This is a genomic window from Roseateles sp. GW821-FHT02E12 (assembly GCF_059421665.1).
In genome coordinates this window covers 71,559-90,434 of sequence record NZ_JBWKVK010000001.1, presented here as the reverse complement: position 1 = coordinate 90,434, position 18,876 = coordinate 71,559, and the positions used below count along the sequence as shown (strand labels likewise).

Genomic DNA, 18,876 nt, shown 5'->3' with positions numbered 1-18,876 from the left:
TTGGCCGCGTGGGAGGAGCGCGCCCACGCGTGTAGGACTCGGCCTGTGCGCACTCCGCGCGAATGAGGGCGCCTTTGCTTCGCCCGCCGCGGCATGCCGTCCGACAGGAGCCGGCCGCCCGGCTCGCTAGCCTTGCTTACACAACTCACACCTCCTCTCATGGCCGCTCCCGCCTCTGCGCTGAAACGCTTCCTGACCGTGGCCAGGCCTTACTGGATGGGCGACCGGCGGGTGTGGGCCTGGTGCTTCCTGGCCGGCCTCATCGTGCTGATGCTGGCCGAGACCCAGTTCGCCGTGCTGCTGAACAACCAGACCGGCGAGCTGACGTCGGCCCTGGCCGCGCGCGACGAGCCGCGCTTCTGGGCGGCCGTGCACGCCATGCTGTGGATCATGGCCTTCGCGGTGCCGATCTTCGCCATCTACTACTACGCCCGCGACGCCTACGCCAACGACTGGCGCAAGTGGCTGACGCAGCGCTTCTTGGACGGCTATCTGCGCGAGCGGCGCTATTTCCACCTCGCCGCTGACGAGATCGACAACCCCGACCAGCGCATCGCCGAAGACGTCAACACCTTCACCAGCCGCTCGCTGCACTTCCTGCTGATCCTGCTGGGCTCGCTGATGCAGCTGGTGGCCTTCAGCGCCGTGCTGTGGAGCCTGTCGCACATGCTGGTGGGCTTTCTCGTCGCCTATGCGCTGGCCGGCACGCTGTTGTCGCTGGGCCTGTTCGGGCGGCCGCTGATCCGGCTCAACCACTGGCAGCTCAAGCGCGAGGCGGACTTCCGCTTCCGGCTGATGCGGGTGCGCGAGAACGCCGAGTCCATCGCCTTCTACGGCGGCGAAGAGCAGGAGCGCCACCAACTGCAGCAGCGCCTGCGCGCCACGCTGCTGAACACGAGCAAGCTGATCCGCGCGCAGTTCGGGCTCAACCTCTTCCAGCGCGGCTTCAGCCAGCTGAGCCTGCTGGTGCCGGCCGTCGTGCTCGCGGCCGACGTGCTGGGCGGCCGGCTGGAGGTGGGCCAGGCCGTGCAGGCCGGCGGCGCCTTCGCGGCGGTGCTGGGCGCGGTGTCGCTCATCATCGACAACTTCGAGAGCCTCTCCCGCTTCGTCGCCGGCATCGACCGCCTGCACGTGATGACCGAGGTGCTGGACGCCGCGCCGCCCGAGGCCGGCATCGACCGCCAGGAAGGCCGCGACCTCAGCATCAAGAATCTCACCGTGAATGCGCCGGGCAGTGACCGCGTGCTGGTCGAGAAGCTGAGCTTGAGCGTGCCGGAAGGCGGCTCGCTGCTCATCACCGGTGCCAGCGGCTGCGGCAAGAGCTCGCTGCTGCGCGCCATCGCGGGGCTGTGGACACAGGGCAGCGGCCAGGTGTTGCACCCGCCGCGGGAGGATGTCTTCTTCCTGCCGCAGCGGCCCTATCTGCAGGTGGGCACGCTGCGCAGCCAGCTCATTTACCCCAGCACCCAGACCGAGCTGGACGACGACGCGCTGATGAAGGTGCTGGACGAGGTGCAGCTGCGCCACCTGGCCGAAGGCGAGGGCGGGCTGGACCGCAGCCACGACTGGGAGAAGCTGCTCAGCGGTGGCGAGCAGCAGCGCCTGGCCTTTGCGCGGCTGCTGGTGCATGCGCCGCGCCTCGCCATCCTGGACGAAGCCACCAGCGCGCTGGACGATGCCAACCAGAAACGCCTGTACGAGCGGCTGCGCGAACGTGGCACGACGCTGATCAGCATCGCCCACCGTGCCGCGGTGGCGGGCTTTCACCGCCGCGTGCTGAAGCTGACCGGCGGCGGCCGCTGGACGCTGACCAAGACACCGGCCGAAGGCACCGAGAAGCCAGGGGACTGAGTGAGCGAGCGAGACTGGCCGGCGTGACCACTGGGTGAATTACCGACCGCTCGGTCGGCAAACCACCGATACCATGGTGCGCCCTCACCACGCACCGCCATGGACCTCACGATTGCCGCCATCCTCGGCCTCGACGGCCTGACCAACGGAGCCATCTACGCCCTCGTTGCCCTCGCGCTTGTGCTGGTGTTCTCGGTCACCCGGGTCATCTTCATCCCCCAGGGCGAGTTCGTCGCCTTCGGCGCACTGACGCTGGCGTCGCTGCAGATGGGCAAGGTGCCGGGTACGGTGTGGCTGCTGCTGATGCTGGCTGTTGCCGTCGCGGTGCTGGACGTGGTCCAGGCGCTGCGCGAGCGCTGGCGGCCGTCACGCATTTTCTTGAGCCTGCTGGGGACGCTCAGCTTTCCGGCGGCGATGGCCATCGCGATGCCCATGTTCGTGCAGACGTCGCATTCCCTGGTTGTGCAGGTATTCCTGACCCTGGCCATCGTCACCGCCATGGGCCCGCTGCTCTACCGCCTGGCCTACCGCGCCCTCTCCGGCGCCAGCGTGCTGACGCTGCTCATCGTCTCGGTGGGCGTGCACTTCGCGCTGACCGGCATCGGCCTGGTGTTCTTCGGTGCCGAGGGCTACCGCACGCCGGCGTTCTGGGAGGCGCGCTTCGATGTCGGGCCGCTGAGCTTCACCGGGCAGACGCTCATCATCTTCGGCGCGTCCATCGTGCTGCTGCTGGCGATGTTCGTCTTCTTCGAGCGCACGCTGATGGGCAAGGCGTTGCGCGCCACGTCGGTCAACCGCACCGGTGCGCGGCTGATGGGCATCTCTGGCGACGCGGCCGGGAGCTTGAGCTTCACGATGGCCGCCTTCATCGGTGCGCTGTCGGGGCTGCTGATCTCGCCGTCGACGACGATCTATTACGACACCGGCTTCCTGATCGGCCTCAAAGGTTTTGTCGCCGCGGTGTTTGCCGGCCTGGCCAGCTTCCCGATGGCGTTGGCGGGCGCCATTGGTGTCGGGCTCATCGAGAGCTTCGGCTCCTTCTGGGCCAGCGCCTTCAAGGAAGTCATCGTGTTCACGGTGATCCTGCCCATCCTCCTCTGGCGGTCCTTCGTGGACCCGCACCACGAGGAGCATTGAACATGAACCGAACTCATCTGTCGGTTGCGGCCGCCGTCGTGCTGCTGGTGCTCCCCTTCGCCCCGGTGCCCGACTTCTGGATCACCCAGCTCAACTACATCGGCCTGTTCTCCCTCGTCGTGCTTGGCCTCGTGCTGCTGACCGGCGTGGGCGGCCTCACCTCCTTCGGCCAGGCCGCGTTCGCCGGCATCGGCGCCTACGCCACGGGTTATCTGACGACGGTGCTGGGCCTGTCGCCCTGGCTGGGCCTCATTGCCGGCCTGGCCGTCACGCTGGTGCTGGCCCTTGTCATTGGTGCGCTGACGCTGCGCATGTCGGGCCACTACCTGCCGCTGGCCACCATCTGCTGGTGCCTGGCGCTGTACTACCTCGTCGGCAACCTGGAGGCCCTGGGCAAGTACGACGGCCTGCTGGGCCTGCCGGCGCTGGCCATCGGCGACTTCAGCTTCCAGAGCGAGCGCCGCATCTATCTGCTGATCTGGCTGGCGGCCCTGCTCGCGGCCCTGGGAGTCACACGGTTGCTGGACTCGCGGCCGGGCCGCATCATGCGCGCGCTCAACACCAACCGCGGCGGCGGCTCGACCATGCCCGAGGCCATGGGCGCATCGACCTTCCGCTACAAGCTGATCATGTTCGTCGTCGCGGCCCTGCTGGCCTCGGTGTCGGGCTGGCTCTACGCCCACATGCAGCGCAGCGTGAACCCCTCGCCCTTCGGCATCAAGTTCGGCATCGAGTACCTCTTCATGGCTGTGCTGGGCGGCATCGGCACGGTGGGCGGCGCCTTCACCGGCGCGGCGCTGGTGAAGCTGGCCGAGGATCAGCTCAAGGTCGTGCTGCCGCTCGTCTTCGGTGGCTCGGGCAACTACGAAATCATCGTCTTCGGCGTCGTGTTGGTGCTGGTGCTGCGCTTTGCGCCGGATGGCCTGTGGCCGCTGATCGCGCGCTGGCTGCCGGCGCCAGGCAAGCGCGCCGTGGATGAGAGCGTGCCGGCCCTGAGCGCGCGCAGTCACCCGCCGCCAGGCGCTGCGCTGCTCGACGTGCGCAAGATCCGCAAGCAGTTCGGTGGGCTGGTCGCCGTCAACGACATCAGCTTCGCCATCCGCGCCGGCGACATCGTCGGCCTCATCGGCCCCAACGGCGCGGGCAAGAGCACCACCTTCAACCTCGTCTCCGGCGTGCTGCCGCTCACCAGCGGCGAGGTCGAGCTGCTGGGCCAGCGCATGGACGGCCGCGAGAGCCGCGACATCGCGCGTGCCGGGTTGAGCCGCACCTTCCAGCATGTGAAGCTGGTGCCTGACATGACGGTGCTGGAGAACGTCGCGCTGGGTACCTACCTGCGCACCAAGAGCGGCACGCTGAGCGCCATGCTCGGCCTGAACAAGGCCGAGGAGGCGCGGGCGCGCGCCGAGGCCATGCGCCAGTTGCGCCGCATCGGCCTGGCCGAGCAGGCCCATGAACTGGCCGGCAATCTCGCGCTTGGCCCACAGCGCCTCGTCGAGATCGCCCGGGCCCTGGCCAGCGACCCCTCACTGCTGTTGCTGGACGAGCCCGCCGCCGGCCTGCGCCACAAGGAGAAGGAAGCCCTCGCCGAGGTGCTGAAGCAGCTCAAGGCCGAGGGCCTGTCGCTGCTGCTGGTCGAGCACGACATGGACTTCGTCATGAAGCTGACCGACCGCATCGTCGTCATGGAGTTCGGCCGCTACCTGATGGATGGCACGCCCGCCGAAGTGCAGGCCAGCCCGGCCGTGCGTGCCGCCTACCTGGGAGCAGACGAATGAGCGCGCTGCTCGAAGTTACCGATCTCCACGCCGGCTATGGCCGCGCCGAGGTGCTGCATGGGCTGAGCTTCTCGGCACCCGAGAAGAGCGTCGTCACCGTCATCGGCCCCAACGGTGCCGGCAAGTCCACGCTGCTCGGCGCGCTGATGGGCCTGATCCCGTCGCGCAGCAGCACGCTGCGTTTTGCCGGCGAAGACATCGCCAAGCTGACGCTGGAAGAGCGCGTGCTCGCCGGCCTGGCCCTGGTGCCCGAGAAGCGCGAGCTGTTCGGCACGATGACGGTGGAGGACAACCTGCTGCTGGGTGGCTGGCGGCCCAAGAAGCTGGGAGACAAGCGCTGGCGCGATGGCATGGACAGCGTCTACACGCGCTTCCCGCGGCTCAAAGAACGCAGCAAGCAGCAAGCCGGCACGCTGTCCGGCGGCGAACGCCAGATGCTGGCCCTGGGCCGCGCGCTGATGGGCCAACCCAAGCTGCTGATGCTGGACGAGCCCAGTCTGGGTCTCGCGCCGCTGATCGTGCGCGAGATCTTCACCATCGTCGAGGACCTGCGCGCGAGTGGCGTCAGCATCCTGCTGGTCGAGCAGAACGCCCGCGCCGCGCTGCGCGTGGCGGACCATGGGCATGTGCTGGAGACGGGGGAGTTCGGGCTCAGCGGGCCGGCGGATCAGCTGGCGGCGGATCCGCGGGTTATCGAAACCTACCTCGGGGCGGGGCGCAAGGAGTGAGCGTTGGTAGCCAGCCTCAAGGCTGAACGGGCCGACATCACGAAGCTGGCCGTTGATGTCATCGTCAACGCGGCCAACTCGTCGCTGCTGGGTGGCGGTGGCGTGGATGGTGCGATCCATCGTGCGGCTGGGCCGGACCTGGTGCACGAATGCCGCTTGTTGGGCGGCTGCAAGACAGGGGAAGCCAAACTGACGCGCGGCTATCGCCTGCCGGCTCGCCACATCGTCCACACCGTAGGCCCCGTGTGGCGTGGCGGTGCACATGGCGAGGCCGAACTGCTGGCTTCCTGCTACCGGAACAGCCTGAAGCTGGCCGCTTCCCAGCAGGCAGTGACAGTGGCCTTCCCTAGCATCAGCACGGGCATCTTTGGTTACCCGATCGAGCAGGCAGCGCGCGTTGCCATCGAGACCGTGCGCGCAGAGGCCGCCTCGCACGGCAGCATCCAGCAGGTCATTTTTTGCTGCTTCTCGGCAGGCGATCTGCAAGTCTACGAACAGGCATTCGCCTCGCCCTGAGGCCTGATCTCGCAACGACTGGTGAGCCTGCGCGACGAAGAGATGACGGAAGCGACTGGGAGACAGATGAGCCGCTGTGGCGTGCTCGCAGATCAGCCGTTTCGTTCAAGCCAGCGACTCCCTTGGTGAACAGAATTCATTCCACGGACAAGCCAGTCCGCATCTTGTTCACTCAACGGAGTCATTCATGCAACAACCCACCACCGCCTCCTGCCAATGCGTCGACTGCCCTGGCGCCGCCTGCAGCTGCGGCTGCCAGGCCTCGGCAAACCCGCAACAGTCGGCGGCCATGAGCTGCGCCTGCGCAGCCGGCTGCGCTTGCCAATCGGCTCAAGCGGCCTGCCGCTGCAGCAAAGGCTGACGCCGGCGGCACTGGCGCAGAGCAGTCAGATCGGCCGCAGGAAGAGCCCCACCGTCAGCGCCACGCCGAGCGCGACGATGGCGATGCGCAGCGCCTTCTCGTTGACGTGATGCAGCGCCCAGGCGCCCGCCAGCCCGCCCACGACGGCGCTGCCGCCGAGCACCACGGCCTGCAGCCAGTGCACTTCGGGTGACAGCACGAACAAGGCCACGGCCGATGCGTTCATGACGCCGGCCAGCACGTTCTTCGTCGCGCCGGCGTTGCGGGTGGGCATGCCCGCCACCGTCAGCGCGGCCAGCATCAGGAAGCCGATGCCGCCGCCGAAGTAACCGCCGTAGATGGCGATGAGGAACTGCATCACCGCGGTGGTGCGGGCGCTCAGGTGATGGTCGGCCGCCGGTGCCTTGCGCAAAAAGCTGCCCCAGGCGAACACGCTGGTGGCGAACAGCACCAGCCAGGGCACCAGGCGCGCGAACACCGAGGACGGTGTGTTGAGCAGCAGCCAGGCGCCCACCGCGCCGCCGAGCAGGCTGATGATGACCAGGGCACGGAATGACAGCGTCGCCGTGCCGACCACCAGGCGCCTTCCGGCCCAGCCCGAACTGAGCTGGCCCGGGAACAGCGCCACGGTGGAGGTGATGTTGGCCGCCAGCGGCGACATGCCCGACAGGATCAGCGCCGGCAGCGTGACGAAGGAGCCGCCACCGGCCAGCGAGTTCTGCAGGCCGGCCCAGAGGCCGGCGAGCACGAGAAGTCCAAGAAGCATGTCGGGGAGAAGGGATCAGGCGGCGTCGGCACGCGCCCAGGCCAGCAGCATATTGTTGGCCGGCATGGCCAGCGTTTCGCGCAGGCAAAGACCGGCCGCCGCGGCCTGCGTGGCCACGTCCGTCAGGCGGCGCAGGCCCCAGGCGGGGTTGCGCTGGCGCAGGTCGGCGTCGAAGGCGAGGTTGCTCGGCGCCGTCTGCATGTCGTCGAGGATGTAGGGGCCGTAGGTGATCAGCAGGCCTGTAGGCGCCAGATGCCGCGCAGCGCCCTGCATCAGCCCCGCCGTGCAGGCCCAGGGCGCGATGTGGATCATGTTGGCGCAGTAGATCGCATCGACCTGTGCGGGCACGCCGGGCCAGTCGGCATCGAGCACATTCAGCGTGATGGGCGGGCGCACGCGGGCCAGGCCTTCGCACCAGGCGGCAATCGACGGCAGCGACGCTGCATCGAAGTCGCTCGGCTGCCATTGCCAACCGGGCAGGCCCTCGCTGCAGAAGGCGGCGTGCTGGCCCGTGCCGCTGGCGATCTCCAGCAGCAAACCCGTGGGCGGCAGCAGGCGCTGCAGGGCCGCGAGGATGGGCGGGCCGTTGCGTTCGGCGGCGGGGCTGTGGCGGCGAGGGTTGTCCATGGCGGCATCTTGCCCTGGCTTCGCTAACCTTGCCGCCATGGCTTATCTGCACCGTGACGCCATCGCCGACGACCTGCCGCGCATCGTCGACATCTACAACTTCGCCGTCGCCACGCGCACCTGCAGCTGCGACCTCGAACCGACCACCGTGGCCCGGCGCCGCACGTCCTTCGAGCAGCACACGCCCGGCCAGCGGCCGCTGTGGGTGGCCGAGGACAGCGACAAACCCGGCCAGGGTGCCATCGGCTATCTCGGCTTCTTCCACTTCATGAACGAGAGGCCGGGCTACTTCATCACCGCCGACCTGGCCGTCTATCTGCACCCGGACTACCAAGGCAAAGGCCTGGGCAGCTATCTGCTGGCACAGGCCATTGCACGTTCGCCCGCGCTGGGCATCGAGACGCTGACGGCGACCATCTTTGCCTCCAACATCGGCAGCCTGCGCCTGTTCGAAAAGCACGGCTTCGAGCGCTGGGGCTTCATGCCGCGGGTGGCGCGGCTGGAGGGTGTGGAGAAGGACCTGGTGCTGGTGGGGCGCCGGTTGGACTGAAGACTCCCGTCGGCGGCGGAAAGAATGACTTGCGGCGCGCGCCGTTTCGCTGCGGGGTGGCGCTGGGCACAGTGGCGCCATCTGCAACGGAGCCTTCCATGACCCTCAAGCTTTACCGCCACGCCCTGTCCGGCCACGCCCACCGCGCCGAGCTCGCGCTGTCCCTGCTGGGTCTGCCGCATGAACTCGTCGACGTGGACCTCGCGGCCCGCGCGCACAAGACGCCTGAGTTCGTCAGCCGCCATCCCTTCGGCCAGTTGCCGCTGCTGGAGGACGACGGGCACTTCGTCTGGGACAGCACGGCCATCCTCGTCTACCTGGCCGGCAAGTACGACCCCGCCGGCCGCTGGTTGCCGCAGGACGCCGCCGGCCGTGCCGCGGTGCAGGCCTGGCTGTCGGTGGCCTCGGGGCTGATTGCCTTCGGGCCGGCGGCGGCCCGCCTGGTCACGGTGTTCGGCGCGCCTTTCAATGCCGACGAAGTCATCGCCCGTGCCCATGGCCTGTTCAAGGTCATGGAGGCCGAGCTGTCGCGCAGGCCCTTCCTGGTCGGCGATCACGCCACGCTGGCCGACATCGCCGGCTACAGCTACATCGTCAACGCGCCCGAGGGCAATGTGGACCTGGCACCTTACCCCGAGCTGCGTGCCTGGTTGGCCCGGGTCGAAGCGTTGCCGGGCTTCGTAGCTTTCAAGACCACGCCGGCCGGCCTGCGCGCCGCGGCCTGACCGCCATGGACACCGCCCCCTTCCACGCCGGCGAGGTCGCCGTGCAAACGCGCCTCGGCGTGGCCGAGCGCATGGACGAGATCGGCCGCCGCGTCGTGCGCGACCACATGCCCGAGCAGCACCAGCGCTTCTACGAGCAACTGCCGCTGATGCTGGCCGGCAGCGTCGATCCTGCAGGCCGCCCCTGGGCCACGATGTTGGTGGGGCAGCCGGGCTTCGTGCAGGCGCCGGATGCCTGGCATCTGACCTTCGCCGCCACGCCCATCGCGGGCGACCCCGCCGCGGCCGGCATGACGCCGGGTGCGCCGCTGGGCCTGCTGGGCATCGAGCTGCACACGCGCCGGCGCAACCGCGTCAACGGCGAGCTGGTGGCGGTTGGCCCCGAGGGCCTGCGGCTGCACGTGAGCCAGACGGTGGGCAACTGCCCGCAGTACATCCAGGGCCGCGAGGTCGAATGGGTGCGCGATGCGGCGGACACGCGGCCGCGCGCCATCGAGCGCGTGGACAGCCTGGACGGCGACGCGGCCTGGCTGATCGCCGCCGCCGACACCTTGTTCATCGCAACGCATGCGGGCTCGGCCGGGGCGGATGTGTCGCACCGCGGCGGTCCGGCAGGCTTCGCCATGCAAGAGGACGCACGCACGCTGCTGGTGCCCGACTACTCGGGCAACCGCATGTTCATGACCCTGGGCAATCTGCAGCTCGACGGCCGCGCCGGTCTGCTCTTCATCGACTTCGAGCGCGGCGATCTGCTGACGCTGACGGGCCGCGCGGAAATCGTCTGGGACGGCCCGGAACTGGCCGCGCTTGACGACGATGCCGAGCGCGCCTGGCGCTTCCATCTCGACGAGGGCTGGTGGCTGCGCGACACGCTGCCGCTGCGCTGGCGTTTCCGCGACTGGGCCTCGCAGAATCTCCGCGGCTAGCGCAGGGCTGGATTTGCCCTCAGCGTGTCCACCGCGAGGTCCACGAAGGCGCGCACCTTCTGCGTCATGTGCCGGCCCTCGTGATGCACGACGTGGACGGGGATGGTCGCGGGCTCGAAACCCTCCAGCAACGGGATCAGATCGCCGCGGGCCAACGCATCGGCGGCCTGGTAGCTGAGCAGGCGCACGATGCCCAGGCCCGCCAGGGCGAAGGAGCGGGCCGCGTCATTGGTCGTCGTGCGCAGCCGCGGCCGGATGCGCTGCACCAGCGGCCGGCCGCCCTCGGCAAAGCGCCATTCGGGGTAGGGCGCGACCTGCGTGGGCTGGATCAGCACATGCTCGCTCAGGTCCTCGGGCCGTTCCGGGCGGCCATGCGCGGCGAGATAGCCGGGCGAGGCCAGCAGCATGCGTCTGACCTGGCCGACGCCGGCGGCGCGTAGCGAGGAGTCGGGCAGCTCGCCGATACGCACGGCCACGTCCAGGCCCTCGTCGACGAGGTTGACGACGCGGTCGACGAAGACGCATTGCGCGTCGACGTCCGGGTAGCGCCGCAGATAGTCGGTGACGATGGGCGTGACATGCAGATTGCCGAACAGCACCGGCGCCGTGACGCTGAGCAGGCCCTTGAGCTGGCTGCGGCTGCCACTGGTGGCGGCCTCGGAATCGCTGACGTCGGCCAGGATGCGCCGGCAGTCATCGGCATAGCGGGCGCCGGCCTCGGTCACGCGCACGCTGCGGGTGGTGCGTGTCAGCAGGCGCAGGCCGAGCCGCTCTTCCAGCTCGGCCACGGCGCGCGTGACGACGGGGGCCGACAGGTCCAGCTTGCGCGCCGCGCTGGCGAAGCCGCCGCTGTCGACGACGGCGACGAAGACTTCCATGGCTTGCAGGCGATCCATGCCGGGCATTTTGGCCCGGCATGGAGCAGCGATCAGGCGAGTCGGCCCGCCTGGAAGTCGCGCACCGCCTGCACCAATTCGGCCTCGGTGTTCATGACGAAGGGGCCGTACTGTGCGATGGGCTCGCCCAGCGGCTTGCCGGCAATCAGCAGCGCGCGGGTCGGCTTGTCGCCGGCCTGCAGGCGCACGCCGTCGCTGCCGGGCGTGTTGGCCAGGATGGCCATGCGGCCTTCGGGCTGCAGGCAGCCGCTGTCGAACTTCAAGGCGCCTTCGTAGACATAGACGAAGGCATTGAACTCGGGCGGCAGCAGCTGCTCGAAGCGGGCGCCGGGCGCGAAGTGCAGGTCCAGATACAGCGGCTCGGTGTTGTCGCGCTGCACGGCACCGGTCACGCCATGGCTGTCGCCGGCGATGACGCGGGCCTTGACGCCATCGCGTTCGAACTCGGGCACCTCGTTGCTGGCCACGTCGCGATACCAGGGCGCGCGCATCTTGTCCTTGGCCGGCAGGTTCAGCCAGAGCTGGAAGCCGGCCATGCGGCCCGCGTTCTGCTCGGGCGTCTCGCTGTGGATGACGCCGCGGCCGGCGGTCATCCACTGCACGCCGCCATCGCTGATCAGGCCTTCATTGCCGGCCGAGTCGCGGTGGCGCATGCGGCCGTTGAGCATGTAGGTGATGGTCTCGAAGCCGCGGTGCGGGTGGTCGGGAAAGCCGGCGATGTAATCGTCCGGGTTGTCCGTGCCGAAGGCGTCGAGCATCAGGAAGGGGTCCAACCGGCGCTGCAGGTTCTGCGTCAGCACGCGGTTGAGTTTGACACCGGCACCGTCGCTGGTCGGCTGACCGGCGACAAGGCGCTCGACCTCACGCGGTTGGGTCAAAAGGGACGTAGCGACGGTGCTCATGGCTTTCTTTCAGGCTGCGAGGAGTTGGGTGATTTGCGAACGGGCGGCGGCCAGGCCTTGTTCGGCGGCGAAGGCCATGCCCTCGGCGTAGACGAACTCGACGTCGGTCATGCCCAGGAAGGCCAGCACGGTGCGCAGATAGGGCGTCATCTGGTCGCTCGGCTGGTCGCGGTGGATGCCGCCGCGGCTGGTGACGATGAACACCTTCTTGCCGGTCAGCAGGCCGACCGGGCCCTTCTCGCTGTACTTGAAGGTGACGCCGGCGCGGGCGACCGCGTCGATCCAGTTCTTGAACTGGGCGGTGACGTTGAAGTTGTACATCGGCACACCGATGACGACGGTGTCGGCAGCTTGCAGTTCGGCGATCAGCGCATCGTCCAGCGCGACACGGGCGGCTTGCTCGGGGCTGCGCTTGTCGGCCGGCGTGAACAGGGCGCCGAGGGCGGCTTCGTCGAGCACGGGTTGGGGCGTCAGCGTCAGGTCACGCACGGTGACGGTAGCGGCTGTGTTGCCAGCGCGCAGGCCGGCGGTCAGCTCATTGGCCAGGCGGGTCGAGACCGAGCCGTCGTTGTCGGTGGCACGGCGGGCGCTGGCGTTGATTTGCAGGATGTTCATCTGGGGCTCCGAAGGGTGGGGTTGCGATGGGATGAACTCTAGGGTTGCGCAATCAACACCGGAAGCCGTCGATTTGCATAAGATTGTTCCGCCTATGGATCAATGAGGGATGATGAATGGAATCCGATGCCGACGACCTGCTGCTGTTTGCCCGCGTGCTGGAGGCCGGCAGCTTCAGTCGCGCCGCCGAGCGGGTGCACTGGCCCAAAAGCACCGTGTCGCGGCGCATCGCGGCGCTGGAGGCGCGGCTGGGCGAGAAGCTGCTGCAGCGCACGACGCGCAAGCTGACGTTGACGGACTTCGGCGCCGGCGTGCTGGAGCACGCGCGGGCCGTGGCGTCGGAGGTTGACGGCGCGTTGGCGCTGGCCCTGCACCGCCAGCGCAAGCCCAGTGGCCGGCTGCGCGTCAGCATGCCAGCCGACTTCGCCCAGCAGGTGGCCGCCGGCATGCTGGCCGAGTTCGCCCTGGCCTATCCCGAGGTGCAGCTGGAGCTGGACCTGACGCCGCGGCGCGTGGACATCATTGGTGAGGGCTTTGATCTCGCCATCCGCATGGGGCCGCTGGGCGAAGAAAGCCAGCTCACCGCGCGGCGGTTGGCGACGACGCATTGGGGGCTGTATGCGTCGCCGGGCTACCTGGAGCGCGTTGGCGAGCCGCTGCTCCCGCAGGCGCTGGACACGATGCACGGGCTGATGCTGCTGACCCGCACCGGCGAGCCCGTGCCCTGGCATCTGCAGCGCGAGGGTGCGGAGCCCTATGTGGCCCGGCCGGCGCAGCGCACGCTGGCCAATGCACCCAGCCTGCTGGCGCAGCTGGCGGAGGGCGGTGTCGGCATCGCCGGTATCGACCGCCTCATCGTCAGCGACGCGCTGGCCCTGGGCCGGCTGCAGCGCGTGCTGCCGGACTGGCATCTGCCCGGCTCGACCTGCTGGGCGGTGTTCCCGGAGCGGCGGCTGATGCCGCTGCGCACCCGGGTGTTTCTGGAGGCGATGTCAGCCTTGCTGGACACCTGCCCGGCGCCGCCGGCTTGAAGCAGCAACGACGAAGAGGCCGATCGCGAACAGCGCCGCCACGTCGGGCTCAGGCACGGCCGCTGCAAGCACGGCGTTGGCCAATTGCTGGTGCGCCAGCGTGGTCGGGTGGATGCCATCCCAGAACAACGAGGTGTTGACGTCGCAGGCGTTGACCGCCGCGGCGCAGGCATTCGTCCAGTTGCTGAAGCCCGAGGCCGGGCCCGCACCGACGACGCCAGTCATGAAGCTGAACAAGTCGAAGGTCTGCACGCCGGTGCCGGCCAGTGCGCCCGCCAGGGCTGTATCCATCGCGAAGCTCAGGCCCGTGGCAAAGCTGCCAATGCCCATGGCATTGGCCAGCGGCGTCAGGCCAAAGTTGGGCGTGTTCACCACCAGCACATGATGGGCGCCTGCCGTCTTCAGGTCGGCAACCAGGCCGGCCATGTCGGCCGCGTAGCCTGCCACCGTGGCAGCTGCAGTGGCGTTGAGATCCGCGCCGGCTGCAATGGCCTCCAGTGCCACCCGGATGTTGTTGCCGCCGCCGGCCACGATGTAGAGCGCATTCGGGTCGGCCAGATTGCTGGTGGCGCCGAGATAGCTGTTGACCTGGGTGCGCATGCTGAACGGGAAGCCCGGGATGGCCGGAATCTCCGTGCCATCCACGCCGGTCAGTGCGCCACCGAAGGCGAAGTTGGTGCCGCCCGCCAGCGACGGCGCAAACGCGACGCCGAGAGACTGGGCCAGGTATTGCGTCCACACCATGCCGTTGGAGTAGGTGCCGGCGCTGGACGGGATCTGGCTGTAGGTGCCGTCGTTGGCGATATTGACGGGCGGCAGCGGCTGGGTGCCGAAGTTGCTCAGCAGCAGCGCGTTGTTGCCGCTGTCGGAGATGCTGTCGCCGAAGACGACGAGGCCGGAGTAGGGGCCGGCCGAGACCGACAAGGCGGCCGCACAAAAGCCGAAGCCCGCGAGCGCGCGGGCGAGCATACGGATGGACATGGAAACTCCCTGAAGATTGCCGCAGAACTGCTGGCAGCTTAAGGGAGCATCTCCGGCCGCGGCCGCCGCGTCAATACGTGGCGCTCCGAGACTGAAATCAGTCGCTCTCGCTGTTGAAGGCGACTTCGACGGCCGCCTCGCGGGCCTTGCGAATGGGGGCGAAGCGCCATTGGCGAACGGCGTCGATGGCGGCGTTGCCCAGGCGCGAGTGGCTGGCCTTGATGACCGAGGCCTGCTGGACCGAGCCGTCAGGAGAGACGGTGAACTGCACCTGGGCATAGCCGTTGCGCACGGCGCCCTGCTGCAGCTGGCGGGGAATGGTCGGGTCGACCTTGGACAGTAGCTTCAACGGCTCCTCGACCTCTTCCTGGGCGGCGGCCTTGGGAGGAGGTTCCACGGCCTGGGCTGCAGCGGCCATCGGTGCCGCGGGAGTGGGCATCGGCGCTGCGGAGGCGAGCATGACGGGCGCGCGATCGGGCTCGGGCTCCGCGGTCGCAATGACGGGAGGCGGCGCAGCAACGGCGGTGGTTGCGGCGGCAATTGCGGCCGGTGCGGGCGAAGCGCTGGGTGCGGGTGCCGGCCTGGGCGCGGCGGCCACGGGTGCCGGCTTCTTGGGAGCGGGTGCAGGGGCGGGAGCCGGTTGCTGCCGGCTGGCGCCCTTGTCGGCATTCAGCTTGATCCAGTGGAAGACCGCATCGGCGGCCTTCTGCGCGCGCTCGAGGCTATCGGCCTTCGGGGCTTCTTGTTGTGCGCTGGCGGGTTGGGCCAGCATCAGCAGGGCGCCCGCGATGGCGGGCAGGGCGAGCGCCAGGGAGGGGCGCGGTCCGAGTGTCATGACAGCTCCACAAAGACATGTCGGCCAGTGGCAAATGCCACCCCGGTCGAGGGGCGGACTCTAGTCAGACTGTGGGACGGCGTCAGCGGGGTTTGTCCCCCATGCGACGCAATTAGAGGCCTCTCCCGGCAAAGCGTCACGCTTGGCCGACGACTCAGGCCCCCAGCAAGGCTCGGCAGCGCTTCTCGTGCTGCTGGATCTCAGCCAGCGTGACTTCGATGTCGTGGCGCTGTTGTTCGAGCTGGTCACGGTGCTGGGCCAGGATGACCAGGAAGGCGCGCAGCTGCGGCGCGGCGCTGGCCTGGCTGTCGTACATGTCGACGAGCTGCTTGATCTCCTGCAGCGCCAGGCCCAGGCGCTTGCCGCGCAGCGTCAGCTTGAGCCGGGTGCGGTCGCGCGGCGTGTAGACCCGGTTGCGGCCCTTGCGGCCGGGCTCCAGCAGGCCCATGTCCTCGTAGAAGCGGATGGCGCGCGGCGTGATGTCGAACTCCGCGGCGAGTTCCGTGATCGTGAAGGTGGTTTCGGTCGCAGCGGCGACAGGCTTGCGGGAGGGCATGGCTACACTCAATTGACGTTAACGTCAGTCTAAGTCCAGCCGAGCAGCACCATGGCCAACGCACGCGAATCCGAACTTCATTACCCCTTGGGCGAAACCCTGCCCGGCGCCGGCGAGGCGCTGGACCTGGCGCCCGGCGTGCGCTGGGTGCGCATGGGCCTGCCCTTCGCACTGGACCACATCAACCTGTGGCTGCTGCGCGATTCGATCGAAGGCCGCGAGGGCTGGACCATCGTCGACTGCGGCATTGCCAGCGACGAAACCAAAGCGAACTGGGAAAAGGTCTTTGCCGAACGTCTGGACGGCCTGCCGGTGCTGCGCGTCATCGCAACGCACTTCCATCCGGATCATCTGGGCCTGGCTCACTGGCTGACAGAGCGCTGGGCCTGCCGCCTGTGGATGAGCGCCACCGACTTCAACCTCGCCCGCCTGGCCAGCAGCTCGACGGTGGGCATGGGCGGCGCTTCGGCCGCGGCCTTCTTCGGCAGCCATGGGCTGACCGACCCCGAGGCGCTCGAGAAGATCCGCGCCCGCGCCGACTACTACCCCAAGATGGTGCCCGCCGTGCCGTCCGCCTTCCGGCGGCTGATGGACGGCGGCGAAGTCGAGATCGGTGGGCGCGTCTGGCATTGCATCGCCGGCTACGGCCATGCGCCGGAGCACATCAGCCTGTTCTGCGGCAATGACGAGGGGGCCAGCCTGCTGATCAGCGGAGACATGGTGCTGCCGCGCATCTCGACGAACGTGTCGGTCGTCGACGTCGAACCCGAGGCCGACCCGCTGACGCTCTATCTGAACTCACTCGCCCGCTATCTGGCGCTGCCCGCGGACACGCTGGTGCTGCCCTCGCACGGCAAGCCCTTCACCGGCCTGCACCAGCGCATCGACCAACTGCGCGAGCATCACGACGAGCGCCTGGCCGAAGTCGTGGCCGCCTGCGCTGCCGAGCCGACGCATGCGGCCGGCCTGCTGCCGGTGCTGTTCAAGCGCAAGCTCGACCTGCACCAGACCACCTTCGCGATGGGCGAGGCGATTGCCCACCTGCATGCGCTGTGGCTGCAGGGTGACCTGAAGCGCGAACTGGGCGCCGACGGCGTCTACCGCTTCCTGCCCGGCTGATCGGCCTTCGGATCGAACCAGAGCCGGCTGTCGGCCAGCGGCGTCTCGCGCGGCAGCAAGGGGTTGTCCAGCTTCAGCAGCCGCCTCTCGCCGAGGCGCGCGTGCCGGATGGCGTCGCCGTGATAGCGCCAGAAATGCGCATCGAAACTGCCGTCGTCCAGCATCCTGCGCAAGCCCTGCTCGATGCGCTGGGCCAGCGCCGGATCGCGCCGGTTGACGAAGAAGTAGTAGGGCTGCGGGTAGTGGATCAGCAGTGAATCCTCGACGGCCAGCTCGGGCAACTCGGCGGCCCGCGTCGCGACTTCGCCGTAGACCTCGTTGACGCCGCGCGGGAACAGGTCAAAGCGACCGTTGACCAGCATGCGGAACAAGGCCTCGTAGCTACCGGAATGGACCTGGAAACCCAGTTGGCGATACATCTGGGTTTCGGGCCAGTTCGGGCCCTGGCCCAGCGAGTAGGCGCGCAGGTCGTCCAGGGTCCGGATGCGGCGGAATTCGGCCTGCCGCTGTCGGTGGATGAGGGCAATGCGATAGCCGATCAGGCCGCGCCGCAGCGGGATGCGGATGGGCAGCAGGCGCAGTTCCCGGTCCGCCGTCGCCGAGGCCCACACGACATTGGGCAGCAGGCCTTGCTCCATGCTCAGCAACTGGCGGTCCTCGCTGGCCACGGCGGACGCCGGGGCCAATTCGAAGGGGCCGTGGCTGGCTTCGGTGTGTTGCAGGGCGCTCCTGAGCAGGACGACCAGGTCCTCGGAGCGCTTGTCCAGCGCTGACTCAGGCGCCGGATAGACCACCTTCAGCGCCGTGGCGGCCCGGGCCTCGGGCACGGCGAGCAGCGGTGTTTGCAGGAGTAGCCGGCGCTTCACCATGTTGGGCTGCAAGGGGCTGGGTTGGCCCATGAGCGCGAAGATTGTTCGCTGGGGCGGACGATTGTGCGCCCGGCGCCGCATCCTTTTGGTGCAAAGAGAAACGCCGCCGACGATCAATGATCGGCGGCGGCGGTCTGGTCTTGCCTGGTACCTTCACTCCCGCCGGCTGGGCCGGCCCCTGGGTACCTGTGGTGACAGCGTCGAACGGAGTGTTGCTGAACGTGAAGGCGCCCGGGTGACGGCGGCGCGGGAATATTCACAAGCAATCCATTGCAGGCCGGCCAGAGGGGCCGTTCACTGCACGACGATGGATTCCTCGCGCAGCGCCTCGCGCGAGCGCTCGAAGTCGGGCAGCACGGAGCGCACGGTGTCCCAGAAGGCGGGGCTGTGGTTCATCTCGCGCAGGTGGGCCAGTTCGTGGGCGACGACGTAGTCGATGATGGCCGGCGCGAAGTGGACGAGGCGCCAGTTCAGGCGAATCGAGCCGTCGGCGCTGGCGCTGCCCCAGCGGGTTTGGGCCGACGACAGGCGCAATGCCTTCATCGACACGCCCAGCAGTTCGGCAAAGCGCCGGCAGCGCGGCAGGAAGTCCTCGCGGGCGCGCGCCTGCAACCAGGACTGGGTCAGGTCGCGGATCTGCTCGGCCGAAGCGCCGCCGGGCAGCGGCAGGCGCAATTGGCGCGTGGCCTCGTCCCACATCACCTCGCGTTCGGCAGGCGCCAGCACCAGCGTCAGCGGCGCACCCAGATACGGCAAGGTGCCGCCATCCATCCACTCGATGCGCGAGGCCTGGACGCGTTGCTGGCGTTCGCGCTGCTCGACGAGCTTGCGCAGGATCCACTCGCCCTTGTGGTGCAGCGCGCGCTCGATCTCGACCACCGGCACCCAGCGCGGCGCGCTGACGCGCAGGCCCTGCGGCCCGACGACAAAGCCGATGCTGCGCCGGCGGGCGCGCTTGAGCTCGTAGCCGATGCGGTGCTGGCCCAGCCACAGCTCGCGCCGCGAGCGCGGCGTGCCGGGCTCGGCGGGCGTGATCTCCGGCGCCACGTCGAACAGCGACAGCTGGCTGTCCTGCAGGAGTGGGGCCGGGCGCTTGGCGGGCATGCG

General features: G+C 68.8%; 20 protein-coding genes. 10 read left to right on the top strand and 10 right to left on the bottom strand.

The window, feature by feature from the left end; translation table 11 throughout:
- The first annotated feature begins 159 nt into the window (after positions 1-159).
- The 5 genes from AC07V5_RS00470 (at position 160) to AC07V5_RS00450 (ending at position 6,010) form a co-directional block, all read left to right on the top strand.
- The gene (locus AC07V5_RS00470) at positions 160-1,851 is read left to right on the top strand and encodes an ABC transporter ATP-binding protein/permease (RefSeq protein WP_495113506.1); all 1,692 of its coding nucleotides are present in this window, start codon (positions 160-162) and stop codon (positions 1,849-1,851) included.
- A 99-nt stretch (positions 1,852-1,950) separates the two neighbouring features.
- A complete protein-coding gene (locus AC07V5_RS00465; protein WP_495113505.1) occupies positions 1,951-2,988 on the top strand; it encodes a branched-chain amino acid ABC transporter permease in 1,038 nt (345 codons plus the stop codon).
- Positions 2,989-2,990: 2 nt separating this feature from the next.
- On the top strand, positions 2,991-4,766 hold the full coding sequence (locus AC07V5_RS00460; protein ID WP_495113504.1) for a branched-chain amino acid ABC transporter ATP-binding protein/permease: 1,776 nt from the start codon (positions 2,991-2,993) through the stop codon (positions 4,764-4,766).
- Positions 4,763-5,494: an ABC transporter ATP-binding protein gene (locus tag AC07V5_RS00455; RefSeq protein ID WP_495113503.1), complete on the top strand. Its 732-nt coding sequence runs from the start codon at positions 4,763-4,765 to the stop codon at positions 5,492-5,494. The genes AC07V5_RS00460 and AC07V5_RS00455 overlap by 4 nt, the downstream gene beginning before the upstream one ends.
- A 3-nt stretch (positions 5,495-5,497) precedes the next feature.
- The gene (locus AC07V5_RS00450) at positions 5,498-6,010 is read left to right on the top strand and encodes an O-acetyl-ADP-ribose deacetylase (RefSeq protein ID WP_495113502.1); all 513 of its coding nucleotides are present in this window, start codon (positions 5,498-5,500) and stop codon (positions 6,008-6,010) included.
- Positions 6,011-6,396: 386 nt separating this feature from the next.
- Here AC07V5_RS00450 and AC07V5_RS00445 read toward each other — a convergent pair whose 3' ends face one another.
- Both AC07V5_RS00445 and AC07V5_RS00440 read right to left on the bottom strand, forming a co-directional pair.
- Positions 6,397-7,137 carry a sulfite exporter TauE/SafE family protein gene (locus AC07V5_RS00445; protein WP_495113501.1) on the bottom strand — a complete coding sequence of 247 codons (741 nt, stop codon included), beginning with the start codon at positions 7,135-7,137 and terminating at the stop codon, positions 6,397-6,399.
- Positions 7,138-7,152: 15 nt separating this feature from the next.
- Positions 7,153-7,764 (bottom strand): DUF938 domain-containing protein, encoded by a 612-nt coding sequence (locus AC07V5_RS00440; protein ID WP_495113500.1) that lies wholly within the window; start codon positions 7,762-7,764, stop codon positions 7,153-7,155.
- 37 nt (positions 7,765-7,801) lie between these two features.
- Here AC07V5_RS00440 and AC07V5_RS00435 point away from each other — a divergent pair, with 37 nt between their 5' ends.
- The 3 genes from AC07V5_RS00435 to AC07V5_RS00425 all read left to right on the top strand — a co-directional run bounded on the left by AC07V5_RS00435 (position 7,802) and on the right by AC07V5_RS00425 (position 9,965).
- Positions 7,802-8,314, top strand: a complete 513-nt coding sequence (locus tag AC07V5_RS00435; protein WP_495113499.1) for a GNAT family N-acetyltransferase — start codon at positions 7,802-7,804, stop codon at positions 8,312-8,314.
- Positions 8,315-8,412: 98 nt separating this feature from the next.
- The gene (locus tag AC07V5_RS00430; protein ID WP_495113498.1) at positions 8,413-9,039 is read left to right on the top strand and encodes a glutathione S-transferase family protein; all 627 of its coding nucleotides are present in this window, start codon (positions 8,413-8,415) and stop codon (positions 9,037-9,039) included.
- A gap of 5 nt (positions 9,040-9,044) precedes the next feature.
- Positions 9,045-9,965, top strand: a complete 921-nt coding sequence (locus AC07V5_RS00425) for a pyridoxamine 5'-phosphate oxidase family protein (protein WP_495113497.1) — start codon at positions 9,045-9,047, stop codon at positions 9,963-9,965.
- On the opposite strand, the gene AC07V5_RS00420 is transcribed toward AC07V5_RS00425, so the two are convergent.
- From AC07V5_RS00420 to AC07V5_RS00410, 3 genes are read right to left on the bottom strand one after another with little or no spacing between them, the layout of a single operon-like run.
- On the bottom strand, positions 9,962-10,861 hold the full coding sequence (locus tag AC07V5_RS00420; protein WP_495113496.1) for a LysR family transcriptional regulator: 900 nt from the start codon (positions 10,859-10,861) through the stop codon (positions 9,962-9,964). The genes AC07V5_RS00425 and AC07V5_RS00420 overlap by 4 nt on opposite strands.
- A 32-nt stretch (positions 10,862-10,893) precedes the next feature.
- A complete protein-coding gene (locus tag AC07V5_RS00415; RefSeq protein ID WP_495113495.1) occupies positions 10,894-11,763 on the bottom strand; it encodes a pirin family protein in 870 nt (289 codons plus the stop codon).
- A gap of 9 nt (positions 11,764-11,772) precedes the next feature.
- Positions 11,773-12,378 carry an FMN-dependent NADH-azoreductase gene (locus AC07V5_RS00410; protein WP_495113494.1) on the bottom strand — a complete coding sequence of 202 codons (606 nt, stop codon included), beginning with the start codon at positions 12,376-12,378 and terminating at the stop codon, positions 11,773-11,775.
- 116 nt (positions 12,379-12,494) lie between these two features.
- Between AC07V5_RS00410 and AC07V5_RS00405 the strand changes: the two genes are divergently transcribed.
- Complete coding sequence (locus AC07V5_RS00405; protein ID WP_495113493.1) at positions 12,495-13,409, top strand: LysR family transcriptional regulator; 915 nt, start codon at positions 12,495-12,497, stop codon at positions 13,407-13,409.
- Here the strand turns inward: AC07V5_RS00405 and AC07V5_RS00400 are convergent.
- The 3 genes from AC07V5_RS00400 to AC07V5_RS00390 all read right to left on the bottom strand — a co-directional run bounded on the left by AC07V5_RS00400 (position 13,371) and on the right by AC07V5_RS00390 (position 15,781).
- Positions 13,371-14,390 (bottom strand): SGNH/GDSL hydrolase family protein, encoded by a 1,020-nt coding sequence (locus AC07V5_RS00400; protein WP_495113492.1) that lies wholly within the window; start codon positions 14,388-14,390, stop codon positions 13,371-13,373. The genes AC07V5_RS00405 and AC07V5_RS00400 overlap by 39 nt on opposite strands.
- Positions 14,391-14,487: 97 nt before the next feature.
- Positions 14,488-15,225, bottom strand: coding sequence for a TonB family protein (locus AC07V5_RS00395; protein WP_495113491.1), 738 nt, complete (start codon positions 15,223-15,225; stop codon positions 14,488-14,490).
- 154 nt (positions 15,226-15,379) lie between these two features.
- The gene (locus AC07V5_RS00390; RefSeq protein WP_495113490.1) at positions 15,380-15,781 is read right to left on the bottom strand and encodes a MerR family transcriptional regulator; all 402 of its coding nucleotides are present in this window, start codon (positions 15,779-15,781) and stop codon (positions 15,380-15,382) included.
- Between the two features lie 51 nt (positions 15,782-15,832).
- On the opposite strand from AC07V5_RS00390, the gene AC07V5_RS00385 reads away from it, so the two are divergent.
- Complete coding sequence (locus AC07V5_RS00385) at positions 15,833-16,900, top strand: MBL fold metallo-hydrolase (protein WP_495113489.1); 1,068 nt, start codon at positions 15,833-15,835, stop codon at positions 16,898-16,900.
- Here the strand turns inward: AC07V5_RS00385 and AC07V5_RS00380 are convergent.
- Both AC07V5_RS00380 and AC07V5_RS00375 read right to left on the bottom strand, forming a co-directional pair.
- On the bottom strand, positions 16,879-17,799 hold the full coding sequence (locus AC07V5_RS00380; RefSeq protein ID WP_495113488.1) for a substrate-binding periplasmic protein: 921 nt from the start codon (positions 17,797-17,799) through the stop codon (positions 16,879-16,881). The genes AC07V5_RS00385 and AC07V5_RS00380 overlap by 22 nt on opposite strands.
- A gap of 264 nt (positions 17,800-18,063) precedes the next feature.
- The gene (locus tag AC07V5_RS00375; protein ID WP_495113487.1) at positions 18,064-18,873 is read right to left on the bottom strand and encodes a M48 family metallopeptidase; all 810 of its coding nucleotides are present in this window, start codon (positions 18,871-18,873) and stop codon (positions 18,064-18,066) included.
- Positions 18,874-18,876 lie beyond the last annotated feature (3 nt).